Annotated in this window: 20 protein-coding genes and 1 pseudogene; 3 read left to right on the top strand and 18 right to left on the bottom strand. The window is 37.6% G+C overall.

Going from position 1 to position 24,313, the window contains the following annotated elements; genetic code table 11:
- Positions 1-66: 66 nt before the first annotated feature.
- From LLY41_RS02730 to LLY41_RS02710, 5 genes are all read right to left on the bottom strand, one after another.
- On the bottom strand, positions 67-648 hold the full coding sequence (locus LLY41_RS02730) for a flagellar hook assembly protein FlgD (protein ID WP_304586859.1): 582 nt from the start codon (positions 646-648) through the stop codon (positions 67-69).
- 26 nt (positions 649-674) lie between these two features.
- Positions 675-2,237: a S8 family serine peptidase gene (locus LLY41_RS02725; protein WP_304586858.1), complete on the bottom strand. Its 1,563-nt coding sequence runs from the start codon at positions 2,235-2,237 to the stop codon at positions 675-677.
- 193 nt (positions 2,238-2,430) lie between these two features.
- Positions 2,431-4,314, bottom strand: coding sequence for an N-acetylmuramoyl-L-alanine amidase family protein (locus tag LLY41_RS02720; RefSeq protein WP_304586857.1), 1,884 nt, complete (start codon positions 4,312-4,314; stop codon positions 2,431-2,433).
- 88 nt (positions 4,315-4,402) lie between these two features.
- Positions 4,403-6,472, bottom strand: coding sequence for an SH3 domain-containing protein (locus tag LLY41_RS02715; protein WP_304586856.1), 2,070 nt, complete (start codon positions 6,470-6,472; stop codon positions 4,403-4,405).
- Between the two features lie 329 nt (positions 6,473-6,801).
- Complete coding sequence (locus LLY41_RS02710) at positions 6,802-8,886, bottom strand: DUF6270 domain-containing protein (RefSeq protein ID WP_304586855.1); 2,085 nt, start codon at positions 8,884-8,886, stop codon at positions 6,802-6,804.
- A gap of 1,243 nt (positions 8,887-10,129) precedes the next feature.
- Here LLY41_RS02710 and LLY41_RS02705 point away from each other — a divergent pair.
- The 3 genes and pseudogenes from LLY41_RS02705 to LLY41_RS02695 form a co-directional block, all read left to right on the top strand.
- Positions 10,130-10,525 (top strand): annotated as a pseudogene (locus tag LLY41_RS02705) (CAP domain-containing protein); the annotation flags it as partial.
- Between the two features lie 24 nt (positions 10,526-10,549).
- Complete coding sequence (locus LLY41_RS02700) at positions 10,550-10,975, top strand: hypothetical protein (protein ID WP_304586854.1); 426 nt, start codon at positions 10,550-10,552, stop codon at positions 10,973-10,975.
- 95 nt (positions 10,976-11,070) lie between these two features.
- Complete coding sequence (locus LLY41_RS02695) at positions 11,071-13,230, top strand: M14 family zinc carboxypeptidase (RefSeq protein ID WP_304586853.1); 2,160 nt, start codon at positions 11,071-11,073, stop codon at positions 13,228-13,230.
- Between the two features lie 727 nt (positions 13,231-13,957).
- On the opposite strand, the gene LLY41_RS02690 is transcribed toward LLY41_RS02695, so the two are convergent.
- From LLY41_RS02690 to LLY41_RS02630, 13 genes are all read right to left on the bottom strand, one after another.
- Positions 13,958-14,383 carry a hypothetical protein gene (locus LLY41_RS02690; protein ID WP_304586852.1) on the bottom strand — a complete coding sequence of 142 codons (426 nt, stop codon included), beginning with the start codon at positions 14,381-14,383 and terminating at the stop codon, positions 13,958-13,960.
- A 40-nt stretch (positions 14,384-14,423) separates the two neighbouring features.
- Entirely contained in the window at positions 14,424-14,768 is a 345-nt protein-coding gene (locus LLY41_RS02685) for a hypothetical protein (RefSeq protein ID WP_304586851.1), read from the bottom strand.
- 243 nt (positions 14,769-15,011) lie between these two features.
- A complete protein-coding gene (locus tag LLY41_RS02680) occupies positions 15,012-15,887 on the bottom strand; it encodes an SH3 domain-containing protein (protein ID WP_304586850.1) in 876 nt (291 codons plus the stop codon).
- A gap of 71 nt (positions 15,888-15,958) precedes the next feature.
- Entirely contained in the window at positions 15,959-16,144 is a 186-nt protein-coding gene (locus LLY41_RS02675; RefSeq protein WP_304586849.1) for a hypothetical protein, read from the bottom strand.
- Between the two features lie 834 nt (positions 16,145-16,978).
- A complete protein-coding gene (locus tag LLY41_RS02670) occupies positions 16,979-17,194 on the bottom strand; it encodes a hypothetical protein (RefSeq protein WP_304586848.1) in 216 nt (71 codons plus the stop codon).
- A gap of 109 nt (positions 17,195-17,303) precedes the next feature.
- Entirely contained in the window at positions 17,304-17,993 is a 690-nt protein-coding gene (locus tag LLY41_RS02665; RefSeq protein WP_304586847.1) for a hypothetical protein, read from the bottom strand.
- A gap of 1,135 nt (positions 17,994-19,128) precedes the next feature.
- The gene (locus LLY41_RS02660) at positions 19,129-19,437 is read right to left on the bottom strand and encodes a DUF960 family protein (protein ID WP_304586846.1); all 309 of its coding nucleotides are present in this window, start codon (positions 19,435-19,437) and stop codon (positions 19,129-19,131) included.
- 101 nt (positions 19,438-19,538) lie between these two features.
- The gene (locus LLY41_RS02655; protein ID WP_304586845.1) at positions 19,539-19,805 is read right to left on the bottom strand and encodes a hypothetical protein; all 267 of its coding nucleotides are present in this window, start codon (positions 19,803-19,805) and stop codon (positions 19,539-19,541) included.
- A gap of 235 nt (positions 19,806-20,040) precedes the next feature.
- The gene (locus tag LLY41_RS02650; protein WP_304586844.1) at positions 20,041-20,919 is read right to left on the bottom strand and encodes a tyrosine-type recombinase/integrase; all 879 of its coding nucleotides are present in this window, start codon (positions 20,917-20,919) and stop codon (positions 20,041-20,043) included.
- A gap of 671 nt (positions 20,920-21,590) precedes the next feature.
- Positions 21,591-21,926 carry a hypothetical protein gene (locus LLY41_RS02645; RefSeq protein WP_304586843.1) on the bottom strand — a complete coding sequence of 112 codons (336 nt, stop codon included), beginning with the start codon at positions 21,924-21,926 and terminating at the stop codon, positions 21,591-21,593.
- Entirely contained in the window at positions 21,923-22,435 is a 513-nt protein-coding gene (locus LLY41_RS02640; protein WP_304586842.1) for a JAB domain-containing protein, read from the bottom strand. The genes LLY41_RS02645 and LLY41_RS02640 overlap by 4 nt, the downstream gene beginning before the upstream one ends.
- A 116-nt stretch (positions 22,436-22,551) precedes the next feature.
- Entirely contained in the window at positions 22,552-22,971 is a 420-nt protein-coding gene (locus LLY41_RS02635; RefSeq protein WP_304586841.1) for a hypothetical protein, read from the bottom strand.
- Positions 22,972-23,409: 438 nt separating this feature from the next.
- Positions 23,410-24,240, bottom strand: a complete 831-nt coding sequence (locus LLY41_RS02630; protein WP_304586840.1) for a nuclease-related domain-containing protein — start codon at positions 24,238-24,240, stop codon at positions 23,410-23,412.
- Between the last annotated feature and the right edge of the window lie 73 nt (positions 24,241-24,313).

Genomic DNA, 24,313 nt, shown 5'->3' with positions numbered 1-24,313 from the left:
CTCTCCCGTTAGGCATATACATACTAGTGAAATTATATCATATAAAGGATTTTATTTGGTTTAGTGTTAATATTTACCTATTTTTACTTCATTCAAATTTACCATTACTATAGTTGCCGGACTGCCAGTTTTATAAAATGAATAGTATAGGAAGAAGTTAGCTGAAAGAGTTTTATAGTCCCCCATCCATTTTTTCTGAAATTCCTTCCTCATTACTTGTTGAGGGTACTCTCGTCCAGGGGTCATGAGATAAAAAGGAGTTTCCGATAAATACTTACCTCCCAGATTTTTATCCTGCTTCGCTGTCTTCATATAATTATTTTTATTTGAACTGGAAATCAATACTAAATCGATAGGCTGCAGCCTTTTTTTATTTTGTTTAGTAACTTTTAGCTCAACAGGAACACCCCGAAACTCAATCTTCTTCTGCCTGGACGCTTTTTTATTATTTTTATCTACCATTATTACTTTGACAATGTATGTCCCATCTTTAACAATCTTGTCCTTAGTATCTTTACCATTCCATAAGATATTCATTTTCCGGGAGGTTATATTTTTATGTGCCAGATTTCGGACGACCCTTCCATCTTCACTGTAGATTCTTACTGTAATCATTCCATATTTATTTACCTCAATTGGTATTTTCAAATTCTCAATCTGTGATTTGGAGAATACTATTTTTTTGATGACAGTTTTACAGCTGGGTTGATTTGGTCAATAATCTTTATATCCTCTGTATGGAAAGTTTTTGTGGAACCATCCGATATTGCTGCTATTACTTTATAGCTGCCTCCATATGCGTATAAGCCATTTCCCTGTTTACCATCCCATTCAGCGATAATCTCTCCGCCACTCCAATTGTCTTTAGCCGCCAATTTTTTTATCATCTGCCGATTGGAATTTTCAATATAGAGGCCCACCTTTTTTCCGGACGGCGCATTGACTGAGATGATATTTTTATTCTTGCCATTCATATAAAACTCAGGATGAGAAACAATCAGCAGATCCTTTGGCGGTAATGTCTTAATAATCGCTTTAAGCGCATCGATCCTACCTGCTCCAAAGTAAATGTCCTTCCCCGGACTACCAAGATCTTCTGAGGAAGCAAGAATGATTTCCCTGACTTCATCTGCATTTAACTTTGGATTGCTTGATAAGATTAATGCTGCTACTCCCGAAACAACAGGTGCAGCCATTGAGGTTCCACTCATGTATCCATAAACACCATTTGGAACAGTAGATAATATACCGCTTCCAGGAGCCGAAATATCGATATAGCTTCCATAATTGGAGAAACTGGCTAGCTTGTCCTTGCTGTCAGTTGCGCTAACCGCTATAACCGGCTCATAGGCTGCAGGGTACGTCTTGGTTTCACTGCCTTCATTTCCCGCTGCAGCAATAAGCAGGACGCCTTTTGAATCTGCATATTCAATAGCTTGTTCCATAACAAGACTATAGGCATTTGAGGAAAAGCTCATATTGATAATATCCGCACCATTGTCTGCCGCATAATGGATTGCTTCAACAATGCTAAATAAATCTGCGGCATCACCTTCAAACACATTAATCGGCATTATCGTAATATTGGATGCGATCCCAGCTACACCGATATTGTTTAGGTTAGCCCCTATTATACCTGCTACATGGGTCCCATGTTCATCTGGAGTGAAAGTGGAACTGCCTGTAATCACATCATAAGGATCAATCAGCCGCCCAGCTAAATCCGGATGGTCAAGCTGTACTCCACTATCAATTACAGCTACCTTTATATCTGATGAGCCCATTGTATGATTCCAGGTCTCCTTCATCTTTATTTTTTCCAGATGCCATTGTTCTCCATAACGAGGATCCTGAGGTATATAGGCATTTCTGACTTGCCTATTAGGTTCAGCAAATTCAATTAACTTATAACCCCTCATAACTTTTAGAACATCTTGAATAGCCAAGTTTCCAGATACTTTTACTAATGAAAACGCCCCTTTTTTTAATGAGGAGATTTCTATAGCATCAACCGATTTAAGTATGTTGTTTTTTTCTTCACTTGATACAGACGACTTAAACTTCACGATTAATTCCTGAGGAACAATATCTTTACCCTCTAGAGGTATCTGCATTTGATCTTTTGTATCAGACGGAATTTCACTTCCTTCCGCAAGAGGTGTTACTGGCTTTCCCAGGAAACAAATAAACATAAACAATACTGTTAACTTACAGAATATGAATCTAATTTTCTTCAATAAATACACCGCTCTTCCCTAATTCTTTTTAATTTAGTTGTAATACTAAATGGCAAACATTTCAATTTGAAAAATATACCATTTATTCCTTTGGACTTGAAATAGAGACAGCAGCTGCCGAAACAGATATAATGCCTATTGCATTTAAAAAGAGCCTCAATCCGTTTAGTTGGAAATGAGGCTCTTTACTATACTATTTTAGTTTATACGGGTTAACATTAAATCCTTTTCTTTCATAATAATCCAATGTACCCTGATAGACTGCTTTAGCCGCCTGCAATCTCCAATAATCTTCTTTTAATTTTTTTGCATCGCCCTCATTATCTATGAAGCCCATTTCAATGAGAGAAGCTGGCATAATATTCTCACGCAGTACAGCAAAGTTCCCATGATCTACGCCTCTATCTTTAAGCTGCATATATTCAATCAATCTCTTTTGTATGCTTTCAGCCAGAAGCTTGCTGTCCGCACTATATGGGTTAACAGCAGATTGATAATAATAACTTTCTCCTCCCTCTGCACTGCCATTGAACGCATTTGTGTGCAGACTGATGAAAATGTCATTTCCTGACTTTGTATGTTTTTTGGCAAAGCCTGTACGGAGCCTTAGTGAATCACTTGTTGTGATGGTCGTGCCGTTTGATGTTACTTCACTTTTGTCTGCTGTTCGAGTCATCATTACATTCAAAGGACTATTGCCGAATAGGTTTCTCGCTTTAAGACCAATATCTAAAACGAGATCCTTTTCTTTCATGCCGTACCCCATGCCTCCCGGGTCATTATCACCGTGTCCAGGATCAAGGAACACAGTAATATTACTTAGGCGGTCTACATATTCTCCCCACACCCAGCCTTCAATGCTGCCGGATTGGATAAACCTCCAGCCATTATGGAGATTAAAGGTGTGCACCTCTGCTCCTTTGGCAATCGATCCTATTGTTGAATAAGATTTGCCAGGTCCTCTGTAAACATTGGCTGATGCACTTGCAGCAACAATTCCGTCCGATCCGGAGGCAATCTTCATTTTAGACTCAACGAAGTCACCCCAGACCCACCCTTCAAGATCACCGCTCTTAATATGCTGCCAGCCATTGCTATTTTCATATACTGCTACAGCTGTTCCCCCGTCAAGTCTTCCTTTAGTGCCTGAGCTTGAAAGCGCATCTTTGTAAACATTTGCGTAGGAAGTGTTTTTGATGACTCCTGTGGAACTTTCAGCTGTAACATAGGTTCCCCACACCCAGCCTGCCATGTTGCCTGATTGAACATAGCTCCAGCCATTAGTATTTTGAAAAACCATTACTGCCTGGCCATTATTGAACTGCCCTTTAATTCCATTGCTTTTACCTGAACTTTTGTAGATGTTAACGAAAGAAGCATTCGTGATAACCCCTTCGGTTACATTGCCAAAAGTTCCTTTTGTAATATAGCTATCCCAAATCCAGGATTCCCTGCCTTCAATAAAAACCTGTCTCCAGCCATTTTTCACACCTGCAAATGTCACGGTTGTCCCGTTAGTGGCAGTTCCATCTGTTCCATAAGCTTTTCCAGGACCTTTGTATAAGTTCACATAAGAAGCCGAAATGGTTCCCAGACCATTTGCCGGTGAAACAAATTCACCCCAGACCCAGGCTTCCTCGCCATTGACAAAGATATGCCGCCAGCCATTTTTTGTTTCAAACATAGAAACAGCCGTTCCCTGTGTAATTTGCCCCTTCGTACCTGATGACGAATAGGAATCTTTATAAAGATTTGCATAAGATGCAGTAAGTACACCAGTACCTGAAGAACGTTTAATAAAATCTCCCCAGACCCAGCCATAATCGTTATTGCTTTTGATGTAAGTCCAGCCATTTGAAACTTGGTAAGCTGTAACCAATTCACCTTTAGAGACTGTTCCGCCTGTTAAACCGTATGCTTTGCCAGGCCCCCTGTAAACATTAGCAAAACCTGAAGTTACAATACCTTCTGATTCTGCTGTAGATGCTTCAGCCGAATTTGGAGTTGCCATTGGGCTTATTACGGTGATTGCCAGCACTAATAACGCAATTAATACTTTTAAAGAATGTTTAAACATTATATCCTCCTTGATTAGCAAATACGTGTTAAAGATATTAATAGCTTCCATGGCTTAATCTCTTTAGCTTGCGTATCCTAAGACATTTTTAATTATATATTCGCTTCGCTTTGGATGCCTGTAACCAGCCAGTCTGTCCTTTGGCGGTTTTTATTTTATACCAGCCCTTAGTTGAATCTGTTACGGGATTATTTCCGCTATCCACAACCACTTCGAAGTAAGTATTATTTGACAGTGTGTCAATTGTCTGCGATGAAGCTGATGAATTCTGATATACCTTTATGCCAGTGTTATCGGCTGTCTCAGCACGCATCAGGTTATGCACCTGCATATAATCCTTAAAGTAGGAGAAACTGAAGAATGTCCAGTATTGCTTTCCATCCAGCTTGATTTTCAGCCAGAAATTATTGTATTTCTCCAGCAGCTCAAAGGTTTTGCCTTTTGCAATATACCCAATTTTCCCTCCCCCTTTTGTTTCATATAAAGATAGCTGCTGCTTTGCAGTAACCTTTATATTGGCAGGGTAGCTGTCCTTATTGTCAGGAACAGGGGGCATAGAAAGAATACTAGATTGAGAATTTACTTTATTATAGTAATTTCCATCATAAACCTTCATATTTTGCATATGTTTAGCTATTTTCTCTCCCCAAAGCGGATCAGTGGAATATTTAACGTTCATTCCAGCTTGTTTGTCTCCAAGATGGCTGCCATTAAAGTAAGCGCCCGAAGGTACAAGGTAGTTAAAGCGAACATACGCAGCCTCATAAGTTATCCCTTCTTCTACACTCTTAAATCTTAGCGCAGCATCAAAAGGAGCCACGTCAAAAGCCTTCAAACCGAATAGATTATACTTTCCATAAGAAAGATTAGAAGTTCCAAATGCGGATTCATGAATTGTTAAAGCAGCAAGGAAATGTGCATTAATTCCATATTTGTTTCCCGCATCAATAAATGCCTGCCCCTTACCTGCAATGATGCTTTTCTTTCCTGTTTGCTTCTCATAGCTTTCAATATATCTATTAACCTCATATGCAGTGATATTGGAAGGCTTAAGCAGATCAAGAGTTAAGTAGGTATTAATAAACTCATCCCAGACCCAGCCTTCAATGTGACCTGCATGTATATATCTCCAGCCGCTATAGCTTGTATAATAAGAAACAACTTCCCCTTTAGGCAGAGATCCGATGATGCCTTCAGCTTTACCTGGTGCCTTGTAGACATTTACATTTGCAGTCACCGGTTTTTGTCCTAATGAACCTGATGGTTTATTCATTCCATCCAATGCTAATTCAGTTACAAATGCACCCCAGACCCAGCCTTCCAGATCCTTTGATTGCACATATGCCCAGCCATCCGAATGCTGAAAAACAGTAACATATTCACCATTCAACACTCTGCCTTTTGTTCCATTTGTTTTTCCTTTGCTATTGTAAACATTTACGTAGCCCGGATTATTAATCTTTGCAACACTCGGATTCTCAAAGGAGTCTTTTGCGATATTGCCATCCCAGACCCAAGCTCCCTGCCCGTTTACATAGATTTTTCGCCAGCCGTTTTTTATATCTGAGGTTATAGCGACTGTCATGCCACTTTTAACCGAGCCTTTAGTACCATAGCTCTGCGCCGGCCCTTTATAAAGGTTGGCATAGGAAGAAGAAATGACCCCCATACCTTGTGAGGCTGATACAAACTCTCCCCATACCCAGCCATCTTCACCATTAGCATAAACATGCTTCCAGCCATTTACTGACTCAAAAAAAACAACAGAAGTGCCCTGTTCAATTCTTCCTTTAGTCCCTGATCCAGAAGCAGCATTATTATAGAGATTGGCATACGAGTTGTTCAGAATTCCTATGCCTGACGAGGCCTTTACATACTCTCCCCACACCCAGCCATACCCTTGGCTGCTTTTTATATAGGTCCACCCTGAAGAAGTTTGATAAACTGATACCAATTCCCCTTTATTGACCCTTTCTCCTGACAGGCCAAATGCTTTTCCAGGACCCCGGTATATGTTCGCATAGGAAGTGGATGCAATAATCCCAGCCTTGCTCGCTTCCGCTGCTTCCACAGTATTTTGATCATTTGTACTAAGGAACAATCCAGCCACTAGAAATAGACAAAAAAACCAAATGAATTTTCTATTTTTATTCATCATTTCCCCCGAAAAACTAATTTATTATTTGGAAGTTTCATTGGACTTTCGCACTACTTCGAAAAGAAGTTTGAAATTCAATTACACCATTGACATAATCATTCATGACAAATCCCGCTAGGTTTTTATTATTTTTTTCAGCCACCGCCTTATTAAAATGAATTTTTTAGCCTATTATAGTATTTTTTGTCAAATAATAGACTTTTTTATTCTATCATTTATTATCGGTCAAAAATACCATATTTTTATAATTTTAGGAAAGGGAAATAAATCCATATATAACACAAATAAGCATGGAGCATTAATCGCTCCATGCTTGGTTGATAATTTCATCAGCTAAATGGCCAGAATTTGGGTAACTTGCTTTTCTTCAAAATAGATGGATTCTTTACCAGGGACCTTACAATCACATCATTGAGCTGAGCCATGTAATCCTTATAATAATCAGATTCATAATGGTCTGGTGTTATACTTTCAGGGTGTTCGTAATGCGAAAAATAAGCTTTCCTGGTCAGATCAATGGTCTGTACACCCGGCATCTGCTGCAGGAAACAGTTCTCCATATACTCATATAAGTAATTGCTTCTTTTAATATTTTCCTTTTCATCAGCAAAATTCTTCAGCTTATCTCCTTCTGAATAATATCCAGATGTTTTCCGGACCTTTTGAAGGATAATCCTCTCTTCAGGTATATACTTAACAATTTCTTTGCAGAAGCTGCGGATAGCTTTTTCCCAATTTTCCAGGAATGCATCTACATCTTCATGAGTGAGTACAGTTGTTTTCTGTTTCACTTCATATAGATAATTAACATTTCTTCTTAACATATAGTTCATGGAAACACAGTGCTCCTCATCAAACATCAGCACATCTTTTGATCCATCTACATAAAAATCCAGTATAAGAAAGTCCGGCTTCTTGTCCTTTAACTGTTTAAAGAAATCCTTTTTATAGTCACTTCGGATATATTCAACTTCTCTCTTGTCAAAACCTTTAAATTTCTTTTCAGGAAACTCAACCGGGTTACTCATCAAACTGATGATTGAAGAATGGAATTGAGTGTAAACAAGTTCGTATTTACTTTTGTAACCTGGATTATAATAATCAGCTGAGCTAAAAGCCAATCTGCTGAAGCATGAACCTGAAACAGCAATCTTAAGAGTGTTATCCAGAGGTTTTAATGTCTTTTCTTTACATAAAAAGGCCAGTTCATCTGAATCTTTCCTTATTACTTTCATATGAAATTCATTGCTGAAAAGAGCTGGTTTTTGGGATTCAATGTCATTAGAGGAATCAATTATTACCGGCATTTTCAAAACGGTCCTGCCCTCCATATCAGAGAGCTCCAGTCTTATTACAAATCGATCTCCATCCCCAAGTTTTATTGATTCCTGCACCTTCTCAAATGGCACTGTCAAACGGAAGGCTGTCCCATCCTGCTGGACAACAAGATTCATTACACGAATTAGATGCCTGGCATGACTAAATTCCGAGTCCTTATGTAATACAGCTTTTTTTATCAGGAACTTATCCAGCGTCCCTGTAATTTCTGCAGTATGATTATCAATCTTGACCCCAACTGCCTTTGTATGTATACCTTTAACAGAAAGTGAAAGTGAAAGGGCTTTCTGATAATTACGATAAAAATAGGCCTCAGTATAATTCAGTACCTTGATTTTTTTTCCCGCAAATTGATGATTATGAGCTAAAGGCAAAACATATTCAGCATCTGTCTGAGTATCATGGTGTTTGATCTTAACAAATACATCCCAAATCGATTTGGGGTATGAAACCTCTCCTGAAGCAATATCCTTCAGGTCTACAGCCGCTGTAAATTCGCCCTGTTTCAATTCGTTAAGCGGATATGAATGGACTGTCTGATAATATGTTAGGTCAGGATGCAGTCTTTCTTTGAAAAGCAAATGAGCTTCCATATTTTGTTCTATATTCCCTATCGTCAAAGCAAGTGTGCTTCCATCAAGGTGGCCTTCTAAAATAGAAGGTGCAGTTTCTTTCTCTTTCACATGAAATGCAAAAGTCTCAAAACTTGTCATATATGCTGTCAATTTATATAAAGGATTCTTTATTGGAAAGTCTTCTGCATTTAATTTTTGTCCAAGGCGGGCTTTTATTTTGTCATGTTTTGTACGATATGAATAATAGAAATCCCAGATCCGATTCTCTTTAAATTCATGGCTGATCTCAGCAACAGAACATGATGCCCTAAATTGATTGTTCTCCCACTCGCAATCCAGATAAATTCGCCTCGGAATGAAATAATCATCTATTAGAACGCGCTCCTGCAAAAAAACGGCAGGCTTTTTTTGGCCATCTTTCAATTTTTCTTTGTACTCGCCCGATAGTTCAATTATGTTTTGTTCCTTTTTATATTGAATCGAGGAAAAGAATGCTGCCATTTTGCCCTCCATCGAAAATGATGTCTATCATCAACAATTTAGTGTATATTATGTAGTGTTAGCTTACTGCACTCTGAAGTATTAGACAACCATTTTGCTATCCCAAAATAACAAACAGGACAATCGTCCCTCCTGTTCAACTAACTTTCCAAACCTATTATTCCCTACGCAGAACCACTTCAAACTTTAAGGATATCCCACATGATAATTGAATGAATTTTCAGATTTAATTTCCGATCTTCCTTTTTTAAACAAACGCGAATAAATTATCAAATTGTTGAAAAAATGACCAGGAAAATGACAAATTATTGATAGTTTTGTGATTTAATAGAGTTATTCATTAGGAGAGGATGATTAGTAATATATGAAAGCACAGTTCCACATATGGCATGTTTTTCTTTTACTTCTAATATTGACAGGGTGTCTCTTTCTAACTGTATGCATCAGAATCAGCCCGGTGTATGCAGCTGACGCTCCCGAAATTGAAAAATATAGTATTAAGACAATTAAAGAAGCTCCTTTATGGACGAGCTCCGATTCCGGAAAGAAATACATGGGCAAAACAAAGTCAGGGGAAATTCTTCAGACAGTTCATTCAGGAAATGGCTTCTATAAAGTTAGATACAACCAGCAATATCTCTATATCTACTATAAAAATGCCAATGAACTAATAGAATCGGAGGTTTTTTCCGTTAAGACAAATAAAGAAGCTCCATTGTGGACGGATTCTTCTAATAGAAAAAAATACATATCCAGTACAAAGAAGCTTGAAACATTTCAAGCCGTACAGTCTGGAAATGGCTTCTTTAAAGTCAGATTCCAGGATGGCTACGCCTATATTTATTATAAAAATGCCGATAAGATCATCGAACAGCCATTATTTACTGTACGGACAACCAAAGAGGCTCCTTTATGGACTGCAGAAGGCACAAATAAACGCTATATCAAAAGCCTTAAAGAAGGGGTAAGAGCTGACGTTGTTCAGTCGGGAAACGGTTTCTATAAGCTTAAAGAGGGCAAGCAGTACTTCTACATTCATTATAAGAACGCAGAGCGATTAACAGAAAAAAAGCTTTATACAGTGCGGGCTCTAAAAGATGCCCCCCTTTGGACAGATTACCGTTCTGATAAAAGTTATATCAACAGTATTAATGAAGGAACTGTATTGGAAGCTGTTCAATATGCAAACCATTTCTTTAAAGTGAAATATGATAAGGGATATGCTTATTTATACGATAAAAATGCCGAAAAAGTGAATGAATTGGAGAGTCAGGTGATAACACTCGTCAATCAGGAAAGGAAAAAAGAAGGACTATTCCCATTACGCTATAATAGGGAGCTGACCAAAACAGCAAGATTAAAATCGACAGATATGGTTGAAAATGAGTATTTTGATCATACTTCCCCTACATACGGTTCTCCTTTTGACATGATGAGAACGTTCGGGATTTCCTACATGTATGCCGGTGAGAATATTGCTGCAGGCTATTCTACTGCTGATAGCGTTGTACAGGCCTGGATGAACAGCGAAGGTCACAGAAGGAATATTTTATCCGGGGATTTCACAGAGATTGGCGTTGGCTATATTACAGGAGGCTTTTACGGCCATTATTGGACTCAGATGTTTATAGGTAACTAAAAGAATACTAATGGGAGAGTGAAAGTGTTGAAATTTATGAAAGTGGCCGTTATCCTTCTCATTCTAATGGGAATTGCAGGCTTTGCTGCCTACCGTTTCGGAATCAGTATCGCTTCTGAAAAATTAATGGAAGCGGTCTCCGGGGAATTGGAAAACAGCAATCAAATGGAGGAGTTGAAAAAGTCAATTGAAAGTGACCCTGAATTAAAGGCATTTATTCAAGAAGCAGAAATGATGGATGACAGTAAACTTCCTATTAAAACGAAAGAAGAAGCAGCAAAAGTGCTAATTGAAAAAGTAGGCATAGGTGAATTAAACGAAATGCGAAAAGAAGTCATGGAAGGTAATGCCTCCAAAGAAGAACTTCTGCAGGAAATTGAAAGCAAGTTAACCGAAGAAGAACTATATGCAATAAAAATTATTGCATACAAGGAGCTGTACAGTAATTGAGGTGGTGATATTGAATAGAAGGATCAAAAGACTGCTGTTTAACAATCCAGTATTTTGCAAGAATAAAAACATCACTTGAGGAGCTAAGAAAAAGAATGCGAAAACCGAAGTTAATTATGACCTGTCTTATTTTATTTTTTATAAGTCTTTTCTCGAATCAAGATGCAAATGCACAATCCAATGTCGTTAATCCCAATCAAGTCTATACATATAATGAAATGGTTAGAGACATCAAAAAGCTTCAACAAGCATATCCAGACCTGGTAAAAGTAAAAGTGATCGGGAAATCAGAATATAACCGCAATATTTACGCTTTTTCCGTTGGAAAAGGTGATGCCACATTATTCATCAACGGATCTCATCATGCCCGGGAATGGCTGACTACCAATCTGAATATGTATATGGCAGAGCAGTACGCAATTGCCTATAGATCAAAGAAAAAGATCAACGGCTATGACGCTAAAAAAATCTTAGACTCCACTACCATTTGGTTTGTGCCAATGGTCAACCCAGATGGAGTCACACTTCAGCAGGAAGGATTGAAGTCTTTCCCTTCAAAAGACCATAAAGCTATTATTAATATGAATAATGGCAGCAAAAACTTTAAAAGATGGAAAGCCAATGCAAAAGGGGTGGACCTAAACCGCCAGTATGATGCGGGCTGGAAACAAATTAAAAGTCCCGTCTCACCTACCTATAAGAATTACAAAGGAAAGGCACCAGCAACTGCAGCAGAAACGAAGGCAATCCTGAAATTCACCGAAGAAATTAATCCGGAGATGGCCATTGCTTATCACAGCAGCGGGAAAATTCTTTACTGGAACTATAAGCAGAATACCAAGAATTACAACCGGGACCACGTGTATGCAAAAGAAATTCGAAAGCAGACAGGCTACTCCCTTGTATATCCCGGGAAAAACCCTTCAGGAGGAGGGTTTACGGATTGGTTCATAGAAGCCAAAAAAAGACCTGGCTTTACGCCTGAAATAGGCAGATATGCCGGTGAAACCAATCTTCCTGTTTCCGAATTCACCAGTGTATGGAGTGAAAATAAAGCAGTGGGCCTTTATCTGGCACAGGAAGGATCAAAACTTTATCAGGCCAGACTTGGAACAACTATAAGAAAAGCCGTAGCTGATGCAAAACACAAGATGTGGCTCCCATACAAAGAATTCTCCAGAACTGGAGAACAGGGACCTTCTAAAGAGCCCGTTTGGGCAAGCACAGTCCAAAAGAAAATTAATGAAGCAAACGCTGCAAAAGCAAAGGCTGAAAAGCTGCTGGCTTCGTACACAGGAAGCGATAAAACTAAACTCCAGGGCGACCTGAAATACAATCAGAAGTATATGGACAATGCTAAAAAATATATTTATGCACGCTGGGCCGGTGACGATTTACTGAATAAGAACAATTGGGACGGCGCAGTGAAAACAGCATTAACAGGCGATCTTAACCAGGTTAAAGTCAAAGGCAAAACCTATTCAGATGTGCGGGATATTAATAACTTGTACTTCGACTTTGACCGTGATATTCAAAATGCAAGAAAGAAAATTGGCCAGGTATGGAATCGGGGCAAGGCCGATACCCGTTACGCGTTAAAAGGATACTATACAGAGCCCGCATACAAGAAACATGCAGTACTGCTTAAACATGGAGCCTGGGCAGTTCACAACATCGAAAAAGCTGAGTGGTGGCTTGACAACCCTCAATTTGCGACTTATCAATCGCGCGCAGAAAGCTATTTACAGAAAGCCTATAAAGATCTGTCCAAATTCGATCATAACGCAAAGCTTAAGAAGCTAATCCAAGATTATTACAAGGCAACCCTTGAAAGATATGAGGCTACTTTAATAATCCCTGATGAAGAAGCACCTGTTCTGCACTATGATGGAGAACAAACGATAAATATTGAGAACGGCGCTGAGTTTGCCCTTCCGGAAGTAACGGGAACTGACAACGTGGATGAACTTGTGGAAGTAACAGCAGCAATCAAAGACGGAAATGGAGAAAAACTAGAAGAAATTGATACCACTATCCCTGGAACCTACACGATTACCTACAGTGCTAAAGACCAGGCCGGAAATACAGCAAAAGAGTTTATTTTAACTATTGTTGTAAAAGAAGCTGGCACACAGCCTGAGCCAGCTGTAAATGAAAATATTATTTCAGATCCGAATACTGCAGAGGAAGATTCTCCAACAGACTCAGAGATTACTGAGGAAAATGATCAGTCCGAATCTGCTAAAAATGAATAAACAGCTATAACAAAACAAGAGCCTTGTGGAAACTCGCAGGGCTCCATCTTTTTTTGATAGGTATCGATTTATCCCTTAAATTGGTGAAATCTCGTACAGCAAGATAGAATAACATTGACAAGTCATCTTGTGTCATGATGAATCAACTGGAAAGCTGTTATTGTTGAAAATCATCTTCCATTCCATTCAAATATTGGTGTTTTATTGCATATCGTTTACCATCTCCAAATTATTAAGGACAACAAAGGCTCCTTCCGCTTTTCTTTCTTATATTTACAAATAATTAACATGAATTAAATGTCCCCTTCATAAAGCTATGTTATATATTGTTTAAAGGAAGAAATGGAGGGGAAAACATGGTCACCCAATTAAGGATTGAATGGCATAAGTTTTGGTTTTTCACTTATAACACAATCTTAAGTTCGACTATATCGTCTGCTCTGTTTTTCAGGCTTTATGAGAAGTCAAAATACCACCACAAAAAAATTCTTAAGTATTATAAGTGATTGTAGTGCTTATCACTGCTTCTGTTTCATAATGCCCGCGTATTGATCCGGTGCGAATATATCCCGGTATTCTTTAAACCAAATAATCTTCTATTTTCCCATCAATTATCATTTCGAGAAACACTCTTTTTTTCCTTTCTTAATTTGTTCCTACGTTAGAAAATAACATGAGCCCCTCTTCTCAAATTGGAAGTGGGGCTCATATATAATTAAGCGCTTCTCTAATTCAACAGCCATTTGTCGTCTTTTTTTGTTAATGACCAGACGGTCTTGGCTGACTCTGTCTTGTCCTTATCGGGATTTTCCAGCCAATAAACATTTACATTAGTCTTATCAACTTTTTTAGCAACTAAGTGTTTTGTTACTTCTTTAACATTTTCATAGTCTTTCGGAAAAATATCTTTGGGCTCATTTTTTTCCCTGAAATTAGTAAACTCTTTTTTTGAGTTTACTTTATCCTTATCTGCATACAATGCAGTAAAGTCCTCATAAGTCCCTTCATCGAAATAGGCAATTTCAATAAAATTCTCCACCACTTTCAGCTGTTCATTAAAGTTTTCTTTTGCTTTGCTCTCCTCTTTTGAACACGCTGATCCCAGTATAATTACAGCTATTAATGTTAACAATAACAATAGGTGCTTACGCATAATGAATCTTCTCACTTTCTTATTCGAAATTCTTACTTCATTATATAACAGCAGAGACATTTTCAAAAGGGAATAGAAACAAATTTTGTAAATACCGTAAAGAGCATCCAGTTACCGGGAGTTTTACGTTAATTTTACTCGTAATTCTTGGAAACCCTAAAGCCTCTACTAAGTAGTCAACATAATCACCGTTTGTACAAGCGGCAGCTGTTTGCACTGATATGGTCCTCATGACTTTCATGGCAGGTTGTTCACTTAAAAACACCTCTTTTATGGAGTCTTTAACACTTATGACAAAAGAGTTAATACCTTCATTAATTAGAACCTGTCCAATATAATCAGAATCTACTAAACGAATAACTTTGCTACCGTCAGAAGTTAGCAAATAACCTTCTAGGTTCTTCCATGAATTGATTACAATTTCTTCTTTTTGTTCAATATCCGTTAAATCTATCTATTGTTTTTGGATATTCTAACCTATTAAATGTTAAAAACAAGGTCAGTACTATCACTATCAGCAGGTTCAGCGTAACCAAATTCATAATCAGCAATTAGAGGGAATAGCAAGGTAACAATCACAAAAAGAAAAGCAACTTTTCTTAATAAGGATTTATTAAAATCCCTCTTTCTACTTTCGAATCCTTAATTTTCCGCCAATCATTTTAACTTTTAATCCGTCATAGGTTTCCCAATCATCCATATACATTCCTCCGTCCATATATCCATCTCTCACAAACATTTCTGCTAGTTTGCTGTAACTTTTAGGGAAATATGGTTTCAATAACGCCTTGAGAATGTATTCTCCTTGGTCTAAACGGATTCTACGATGGTTATCAAATCCAATTGACATTACACTGTTGCTATAGAAAAATTGATAAAGCGTTACATTATCAACATGGCTATCCGGGACATCTTTATTTATACTAACAAAATCCAAATATGTTCCAAAACTTGACGAAAGTCCTACGGTCTTGGCAAGTTGATTAATCTCAATTTGCTTCTTTTTCTTATCCCAGGTATTAGTGATCTTTACTTGATTGACTTTTGAAGCATCAACTGGATAAACATAAGATCCTGTTGGTAACTCATACCCACTTACCGCTTGAGGAGCACCAGGAATATTGGTATAGTTCGTCACTTTATCAGCATTTTTATAGTACGCATAAGCATAACCGCTGCTATACTTGACCTTAAAGAACCCATTTGCATTTTGAACCGCTGATAGTGTTGTCCCTTTTGGAACTTTCTTGATGAATTGCTTACTTGCACTTGAGTCGGTCCATAATGGGGTTTCTTTATTGGTTTCTATACTGTATAGAACCTTTTCGGTTACTTTATCTGCATTCTTGTAATAGATGTATACATATCCATTACCGTATTTCGCCTTGTAAAAGCCGTTTTTATTTTGAACTACTTCTAAGGTTGTTCCTTTAGGTAAACTATTAATGTATTGCTTCTTAGAGCTAGTGTCTGTCCAAAGTGGAGACTCTTTGTTTGTTTTCACATCATATTGAGGCTGTTCAATAATCCAATCGGCATTTTGATAATAAATGTAAGAAAAACGATTACCATATTTTACTTTGTAGAAGCCATTAGAAGATTGAAAAACCTGGAGCGCTTCTCCCTTTTTGTTTTTCCTAAATATTTCTTTTTTGAACTTGTGTCAGTCCAAAGCGGAGCTTCTTTGCTTGCCTTCACGCTATAAATCTCTGTTTCAACTGAACTAGCAGCTTCTGCTTTACTATCGAATGCTATCGGCATTGCCCCTTCTAAGGTGGTTAAAGCTGGTGTGGTTGTTAATGATAATGCAACAGCCACTGGAATAATTTTTTTTAATTGAATAGTGCATGTCCCCTTTTCTAAATAAAAATAGTAGTAAAAAGTAATAAGGTGATACTGATTGATAGCAAAGCAGGTTTACTATAATGCAGCTTTTCAATTCGGTAACCTTTACGGATGATTTGGATAGGAAAGGTTCCAATGTTCAATTCTGATAGGTTTTTAACTACAAAGGATAAAACTCATGAACTTTTTCATATGTATTACTACCTGGAAATAAAGGCTTCTTTCTATCCCGCAAAATGCTGTTTCTAGATTAATCTATGAATTTAATTTTACCCCAGTATATAATAACGAAGTATATATCACCCTTTTTTTCTACACACTCTTGTTACTATTATACTATTAAAAGGAAAGTATTATTGAAAATATCTCATATATCAACCGAGAAATGATCAAAAAAACAATCCCCTTTAACGCGGGTTTTACTTTGTATTCTTTTGTTCTCAATAACTCGAGAAGTCAAAGAAGTTTGCAAAACTCTATCTTGCATATGCTGCCAAACATTATGAAGAAATCGCGTTTGTATCCAAAGAGCAATTCCTTAATCAACCTTTTCGCTTTTGAACCGGTCCTGAAATAGATGTCCAATTAGTATCAACCTTTCATCCTTTAGCCTTAGCCCTCTAATAGAAATGGCGTATATTTTATCTCAATTTTCGATAGTTTTTCGTGTTTATTCAAGACTGTTCGCCATTCTCCCCAGATAGGTAATGCAGCTTTTCAGCGGTCCCCGGTCGTATTTGTTCTCCTTTCTTACTTAGTTTTTGTATTTTCCGCCTGTTCGATCTTTTTAATTTTCACGTATTTACTGACTCTTTTATAGCCACCATTGTCTCCTTCTTCCTCATCTTTAACATAAAGATGATTCGCAGAAAGTCGATAGTAGTTGTTTGCCCCGTAATACTCGCCTCCGCGAAATCCAGTTTGTTTTATCTTTTTTGGTTTTTTGTTGTTATCATCGTTTGACATCTGGTTCATCTCCTTCAGATTACGCTTAATAGATGTTCAGTTAGGTACATATTCTTGCTAGACCCAAGGAAGCATGTCAGCTTCCTTAAGTCTTTGTGTATCTAAGCATCTACCGAATATGAATTACCGCAACCAATTTCCCATTGATTGTCTCGTATGTTACTTTAGAAAAAGTGATTGACGTCCGATCACTGAAGTCTAATTGATGGAAGTTTGTTGCTTCATAGACCAGCTCTGTACTGTAAATTACCATTTTCTTCCCCTCCGTTTTCAAACCATACGTAGTAAAGTCTTCCCCTAAGTGCTCAGCAATCACGATGTAATTGGGTGCATAACCAATTTGTGCAGTTTCAAATAGTTGTAAATTCATAACTATTCCTGAAGAAATTAAAAATCGTTTTCCATGATTGGAATTAACGATGCTTAAAACTCCAGCAGGTGCGGTCCGCTTAACAGCACTCGATACAGATGGTTTAAGATCCGATAAACCTAGCTCGATTTCATCTTGCTGTTCTTGTTGGTTTAACGTTTGATTCACATCGTCATACTCTGTTGAATCATGTTTCAATTCATCTGATTCTACTAATATCAAATCCCCCACCATGTTCTGCTCAACATTAAAATCACCTCCCACTTCTTCTTCTGTTGGTTCAAAATCTATATCTTCATCAGATAAATATAGATTGAGATCTAAATCTAATTCAGCTTCCTTTTCTTTTTCAACTGCCATTTCGTCCGTTTCCAAAATTTCCAATTCTTCATTCATTACCTCAGTGATTTGTTGTCTTCTTTTTCTCATCCTTCAGCTCTCCTCTCAAAATCAACCAAACCTCACCTTGGCGACTTTTTAGACAACAAAAAGACGCCAAAGCATAAACAAAGATTTCATAGAAATGGGCAGTAATATCCCGTTCCTATATGACTGAAATCTTTGTTGCGCTAAGGCGTCTGTAGCAGGACTTCCCTTTAAAAAGGTTCCTGAATAGTGACTTGAGTTAGCTTGGTGATGACAAAATGTCTACCAGAGGCTTCCTTGTTTGCGACAATCAAAATAATGACTGGATTTAGTTGTTACCTGTATAGTAAACTACCATTTTTATACTGTCAACCATCTTTCTTTCTTCACTTCGCTTAATTGGTACATGTTTATCCACTCCTTTTTCTCATTTTTTTACTAATCGGCAGTACTTGCTCCCCATTACACTTTTTTCTCTGCTTCTTATTAGTGGAATTTAATTTAATAAAATATTTTTTTGACCTATCTCTCAAAATGAAAGATAGGTCGACCATTTCTTAAGTTTAATATCAATTTATAGTAATTTAGATTATTTCTATATTCATTTTAATTCTCTTGAAACCTCTTCATAAGATAGTGTTTAATTGATTCGTTAATGAACGCGGTAATCGATTCAATCTGGTTTTGCTCCTGCAATATCTTCACTATAGAATAGAGGTTGTTTTCCAGGTAAGTAGTAATCCTTGTGTGTGACTCTTGGAATGTCGGTTTCTTTGCTTGTTGCTTTACCGCAAACGGTTTTCCATCAATAAGAAATACCGATGGCTTTGTTCCTTCCATTTCGCTTTCCTGATCTTCACCTTCTTCGTAAACTTCAATCTCTTCAAAGCCTTCTTCTAACTCCCCTCTTTATTCCATTCATCTTCATCTGTCAATAACCGTTGTGATTTAGTCGGTTGATTATCTCTTAATAAATTCAAGTTTCTTTTTCGTCTTTCACCATACATCGGCATAGCCCCCTATATCGCTTTTACATCTACATAGCTGTAGATTCTACCGCTACATAAACACATTATTTTATTGTTTTTATATCTGTATGAGGATTAAGTTGAAAAAAATGAGGGGGATTTATGCTGAGGAAACATGAACCATCCCTGCCTAATTGCATGTTCAACCGCAACCTAGCAGGGAGGATTCATCAATAATCAGATGGGTAGAGCATTATTTGCCCTTCACTACCATTATCCATACACCAGATCGTGCAATTTAAAGGCTTTGTATGTTGAAGCTCAACGATCCATTGTTGCTTATTTGGTGGTTGTTCCTGTCGATGGATGATGCATTGCTTACCGTTTTTCACGGACAATTCAAACACCTGTAGGTAATCTAATTCTTCCTCTTTAGATACTTTTTCATCAAGGAGGCTCCATAAAAATAATTGTATTTCGATATGCAGGGTCTCGGCTATGCTTCTAGTCATATATCTTTTTCCTTGATCTTCAAACATGGTTTACCTCCTAATTTTTTAGCCATTCTTCATACGATGATTCGAGTGTACCTTGCAAAAAGTAGATTACATTCATTTGGTGATCGTTCATCATGCCAATTCTAAAGTAACGAAAATCTGCTGCTTGCTCCATTTTCAATATATTCAATTTGGTGGATCTTATTATTTATGAAACTCGTATCCTCTTTATTTTCTAAATGATAGATGCAAGAATGGTTTCCCAATCGAAATGAAATGAGCGATTCATCAAATCCTTCTGCCTCATACCAATTAAGAAATTCTGATTCGATCATTTGGAGGTAGGGGAGAGGGATGGTATTTCTTGCTTTTAATTCTTCAATATCCGCTATACATTGAATCATTTTCATTCGTTTTCACCCTTTCTTCTTTTCTTTCTGATTCATCTTCCCAATCGGACAGAATCAAAGGAAAATCGACGTCCATTTTCCGCCTGAGACCTCATGCCTTCACCTTTCTCAAACCACGCGATTTGGGAGAAGTTGTTGCTGGAACAGGGGGCGACGACTGCCGATTCCAGTTTCCGTCTTTGCATCATACTCTGTCGCTACACCAAATCGAATTCCTCTCTGCCTTTTTGGACATTTACAATTTATCAACCGCATTCTGCTTTTCTTGTCGTGTTGTTTGAATAAAGAACTTGGCAGTCATGTTGATGGTGGAATGTCCTGTTAGCTTACTAACGGTGGTAAGATCCACTCCCTTTCGAAGCAGCCTTGTTGCAAAAGTATGTCTAAACAGATGGGGATGGAGTTTGATACCTATTTCATTCGATATTTTAGCTAACCAATCCCGAACCGAGTCCCGATGCATCTTTTCGGATCGTTGGCTAACAAGCAGATATTCACTTCCATAGAAACGGGAATCAATACGTTCACCTTGTTGATACTGTTTTATCAATTGCAGAACATCTTGACGCATGCTAATCTCTCGAACCTTTCCACCTTTTCCTCTTACAGTCAGTATTGCGGTCAATATATCTATATCTGCAAGTTTAATATTGACTAACTCTGAAACTCTCACACCAGTGTAGAGCAAAATATAAACCATGAGCTTATTACGGATCCTAACTTTTGTGTGATCCTCAAGGTAAAAGAGAAGACGTTCTACTTCTTCTTCCGACAAAGCGGTGACCACATGTTCACTACCTGAGGCAATTTGGACCCGATCTCGTTTCAATTGAATCAAGCTTTCATGGATGATGGCTTTCTTTAGCAGAAAATCGTTATAGACTTTCAAGCTATTAATCTTTTTATTGATCGTAGACACCGCCAATAGCCTCTCCAAAAGGTATTGCTTATAACGGACAAAAGAAAAGCGAGAAAGCGGCTGGGCATCATCAACCGCCTTCTCATATAGAAACTGTTGGTAGCTCTTTACGTCACCTATGTAGGATTCAATTGTTTTCGGTGCTCGTCCTTCTTCATTGAGCCATTGTTGAAAAGCTTGTACAAGGTCATTCATGTGTATCGCTCCTAACGAAAAAGAGCCATGAACGCTTTTTTGGCATTCATGACTCTTATTTCTTGATGATGGATATGATCTTTTTCACGGTGAAACTGGTACATATCTGCTGACAACATGAACATGGAAATACTTTCACAAGCTTTCACCCCTCTGTTTTAAAATCTGAAACTTTACTTTTTAGTTAGTTCTTTGACAACTTCTGTGGCAACTGAAACGATTACAGGTACAATGATTTTCTCCAACATTATTTTCACCCCCTTTCAAGAGACTAGTTCACTCCCGACAGTAATATAATTATGACGTGAGTTTTTAGTCTATAAAACTAGCCAGATTACATGGTAAGAATAGGCTTGCCTGGTTTGTTCTAGATTGATTTTAGTTTTGGCGTGAGATTTCATGAAGAAATGTCGTGAGTTTAATCTAAACACTCCGCAATTCGTTCGAGGTAATCCAGGTAAGTTCGCACCAGGTCTCTTTGATAATCGACTGGTATACAAGATATGGCCCTTTCCACCTTGCCCCTATCGATTTCTATCACCTCATCCACCACTTCGTCCAGCAACTGTTCAATTAGCTCCTCCTCGGTCAAAGTCTCATCCTCGTAATAACCAGTCGCTTCATTGTAGCCCCTGTATTTCTATTCTCCATCCATAATAATTTTGTGGTATCTAGTCATTATCTTTCTGCCTTTCTTTCCTTTTTCTAAGCACTGGTTCCCCATCTTTTAAAATTACCTGCAGGCACCCTTCATTAGTTCGGGGATGCAAGGCAATTACTCCTAGCCACTCAGTCCCCGATGCATCTTCGTACAGCATCGTTTCAAATAGGAGTGATTGAGGTAGATCATTAAGCATTTCCGATGGGATTAGGGATTCATCGATTTCATCGAGGTACAGTTCATTGCCTTCGTAGCTTATCTGTTCACTATCAACTTTAACCTTATAATTGCATTGTAGCGTTTCTACGAACCAATCAAGCTCTCCCACCTTTCCACTTCCCTTCATATGTATCCTTTTTCCTTTAATGAGACGAAGTTGTCATCGCCAACTATGATGTGATCAAGAAGGTCTATGCCCACTATCCTTCCAGCTTCGACCAATCGCTTCGTCACCTCTATGTCTTCTCTGGATGGAGCACTGTGACCACTTGGATGATTGTGCCCTACCATGATTGATGCAGCATTCGACAGGATCGCAGACTTCATCACCTCCCTTGGATGAACAATGCTAGCATTTAGACTGCCGACATGGCATATGTTTATCGACACTGGCTGGTTTTTTGTATCCAGGCTGATGACTATAAATGCCTCACGATCCAAGTCACCAAGGAAATGCTTCATCAATTTATATCCGTCTTCAGGCGACCCGATGCTTCTTTCCCTGTACAATAGGCTTGATTCTTTCACTAATTTCAAACTAACAATGTTTATTCGCTTTGCAGACTGTTTCTTCAATTCTACTCCTCCTTCTAGTAGTTCCAATTGCTTTGACGTAGAAGAATTGTTATAACCCATATTTTTTCCTCCTTAAATAGAAAAAGCCTTAACTCCCCGAAAGGAATTAAGGCTTATTATTTATTAATCACATTATAATATCTAATTATTTTTTCAATTATTTCCTTTTTACAGCGTTACTTCTTCAGTTTACTTTCCATTTCAAACTGTTTAATATATCTTTCCAGCTTATTAGATTGCCCAAAGGCCAATAGTTTCGCTTGGTATCCCTTCAAATACCCATTTACCGCCAGCGATCTCATATACCACCCTTTTAACTTTCCTGTCTCGATAAGGTTACTGATATGGGATATCACTTGTTGTTCCATCTCTCTATCCCTTTTCAGATAGTTTTTAACCAAAATCCATGATTTAGGTGTACACACGAGTGCTTGAATGGCATTGTTCTTAGTCGGTCCAAACAGGAATGTTTCACATACCACCCTCTGCTTTTCCGTAAAACGAAAGTCGACAAAGGTAGTTCTTATATCTACTACAAGACTTCTTTCATTAGCGATATTTAATATTTCTTTCATCTCAGTTATATTGTAATGCAATCCTGCCAACTCCTTTTTAATTTTTAAAGACAAACAAAAAAACGCTCATTACAAAAACACCTCAGTCTTGAGATCCTTTTGTAATCAGCGTTATTATCCGAACCCAATAGGATTCTTTGCAAATAACTTCGTACTGCCTTTCGGTTATCCTCACTAAATAAGAGGTCGTCCGCTGGCTCAGTTGCTGATAATGGATATTGTTTCATTATAATATATTATATCAAAACAAATCAAGTAGTAGATTTTTATAAATGGAGAAAAACAGAGAAATTATACACTCTCAGTTTTCTTTTACACCCCATAATTATGCTGCATGAAGGGAGATCAATGCAAAATTTTGATGGTGCCTGACACCAATATTTCCGCGAAGAGAATTGATAATGAATATGTTTAATGCTAGTATGAGCGCCATCCTTTTTATATTTCCAGTGAGAACGCTTAGCTAATACTATGCTTCTGATGGTCGTAACAATAGATTTCCCCTTTGAATTTTTGATTTGATAAGCAGAAGTTTTTTACCTTCTGGGATACTACCTTGTTGCAAATACAACACTTGCTGTGCTCACTTTCCTTCTCGTTTACTCTATCCTTCAACTGAGAAAGAATGTTGTTATGTTTTTGACGTTCTGCAATATCCTCTATGTTTTCTTTCAAAAGACTATGATATATCGTGGCAATATCAGTATCAGTCAATAACGGTTCAGTCTGTATTAATTTTAGTACAGCCATCTTTCTATTTATGTACTCAGACAGTTCTACGTCATAAATAACTAATTCATTCGAAGAAATATGTCTTAGCTCAGTATCAATTTTAAGTGTACATCTCTTGGTAAAAGACACTAACGATATAAATGATTCGTGATATTTCTTATTTAGAATAGATTTTAAACACTCTATATGACCATAATTCTGCACCAATGGGCTTATCATTTTGAACTTGCCATTAATAAGCCAATTTTTTTGTCCCTTTTGGCCGTAAATGGTGCCTTGATAGTTCTTTGTTTCTATAACGAAGATGGTATAAGGCGTAATTAACACATGGTCTATTTGGGAATAACCTGTTATGGATTTCGGATTCTTTATGAATAAATCGTTTATGTACCGATAGCTCTTAGGAAGTTGGGATAACTGAATATCTATTTTGTATTCACCAAGAACACCTTTTCTTACCGCAACTTCTTCATTTTTTTTATGTTTTTGACTTTCCTTCGGTTTGCTAATTTCTTGCGGCTTAGTCTTCTTGATAAACAGATTCGTTATAAATTTCAATTTTATTTACCCCTCTGCCGAACCGTTTATTTACCCTGTACATTTTGTATCGGCGAAAAAATTGTGCTGTTTA

Source organism: Cytobacillus firmus, assembly GCF_023612095.1.
Lineage (GTDB): Bacteria > Bacillota > Bacilli > Bacillales > Cytobacillaceae > Cytobacillus.
The sequence above is the reverse complement of the archived record's forward strand: the minus strand, read 5'-3'. Positions and strand labels throughout refer to the sequence as shown.

Coding starts and splice junctions, on each gene's coding strand:
- LLY41_RS02720 (WP_304586857.1), bottom strand. CDS start 4,314: ATGTTTAAACATTCTTTAAAAGTATTAATTGCGTTATTAGTGCTGGCA.
- LLY41_RS02715 (WP_304586856.1), bottom strand. CDS start 6,472: ATGATGAATAAAAATAGAAAATTCATTTGGTTTTTTTGTCTATTTCTA.
- LLY41_RS02710 (WP_304586855.1), bottom strand. CDS start 8,886: ATGGCAGCATTCTTTTCCTCGATTCAATATAAAAAGGAACAAAACATA.
- LLY41_RS02695 (WP_304586853.1), top strand. CDS start 11,071: ATGCGAAAACCGAAGTTAATTATGACCTGTCTTATTTTATTTTTTATA.
- LLY41_RS02690 (WP_304586852.1), bottom strand. CDS start 14,383: ATGCGTAAGCACCTATTGTTATTGTTAACATTAATAGCTGTAATTATA.
- LLY41_RS02675 (WP_304586849.1), bottom strand. CDS start 16,144: ATGCCGATAGCATTCGATAGTAAAGCAGAAGCTGCTAGTTCAGTTGAA.
- LLY41_RS02670 (WP_304586848.1), bottom strand. CDS start 17,194: ATGTCAAACGATGATAACAACAAAAAACCAAAAAAGATAAAACAAACT.
- LLY41_RS02665 (WP_304586847.1), bottom strand. CDS start 17,993: ATGAGAAAAAGAAGACAACAAATCACTGAGGTAATGAATGAAGAATTG.
- LLY41_RS02660 (WP_304586846.1), bottom strand. CDS start 19,437: ATGTTTGAAGATCAAGGAAAAAGATATATGACTAGAAGCATAGCCGAG.
- LLY41_RS02655 (WP_304586845.1), bottom strand. CDS start 19,805: ATGAAAATGATTCAATGTATAGCGGATATTGAAGAATTAAAAGCAAGA.
- LLY41_RS02650 (WP_304586844.1), bottom strand. CDS start 20,919: ATGAATGACCTTGTACAAGCTTTTCAACAATGGCTCAATGAAGAAGGA.
- LLY41_RS02645 (WP_304586843.1), bottom strand. CDS start 21,926: ATGAAGGGAAGTGGAAAGGTGGGAGAGCTTGATTGGTTCGTAGAAACG.
- LLY41_RS02640 (WP_304586842.1), bottom strand. CDS start 22,435: ATGGGTTATAACAATTCTTCTACGTCAAAGCAATTGGAACTACTAGAA.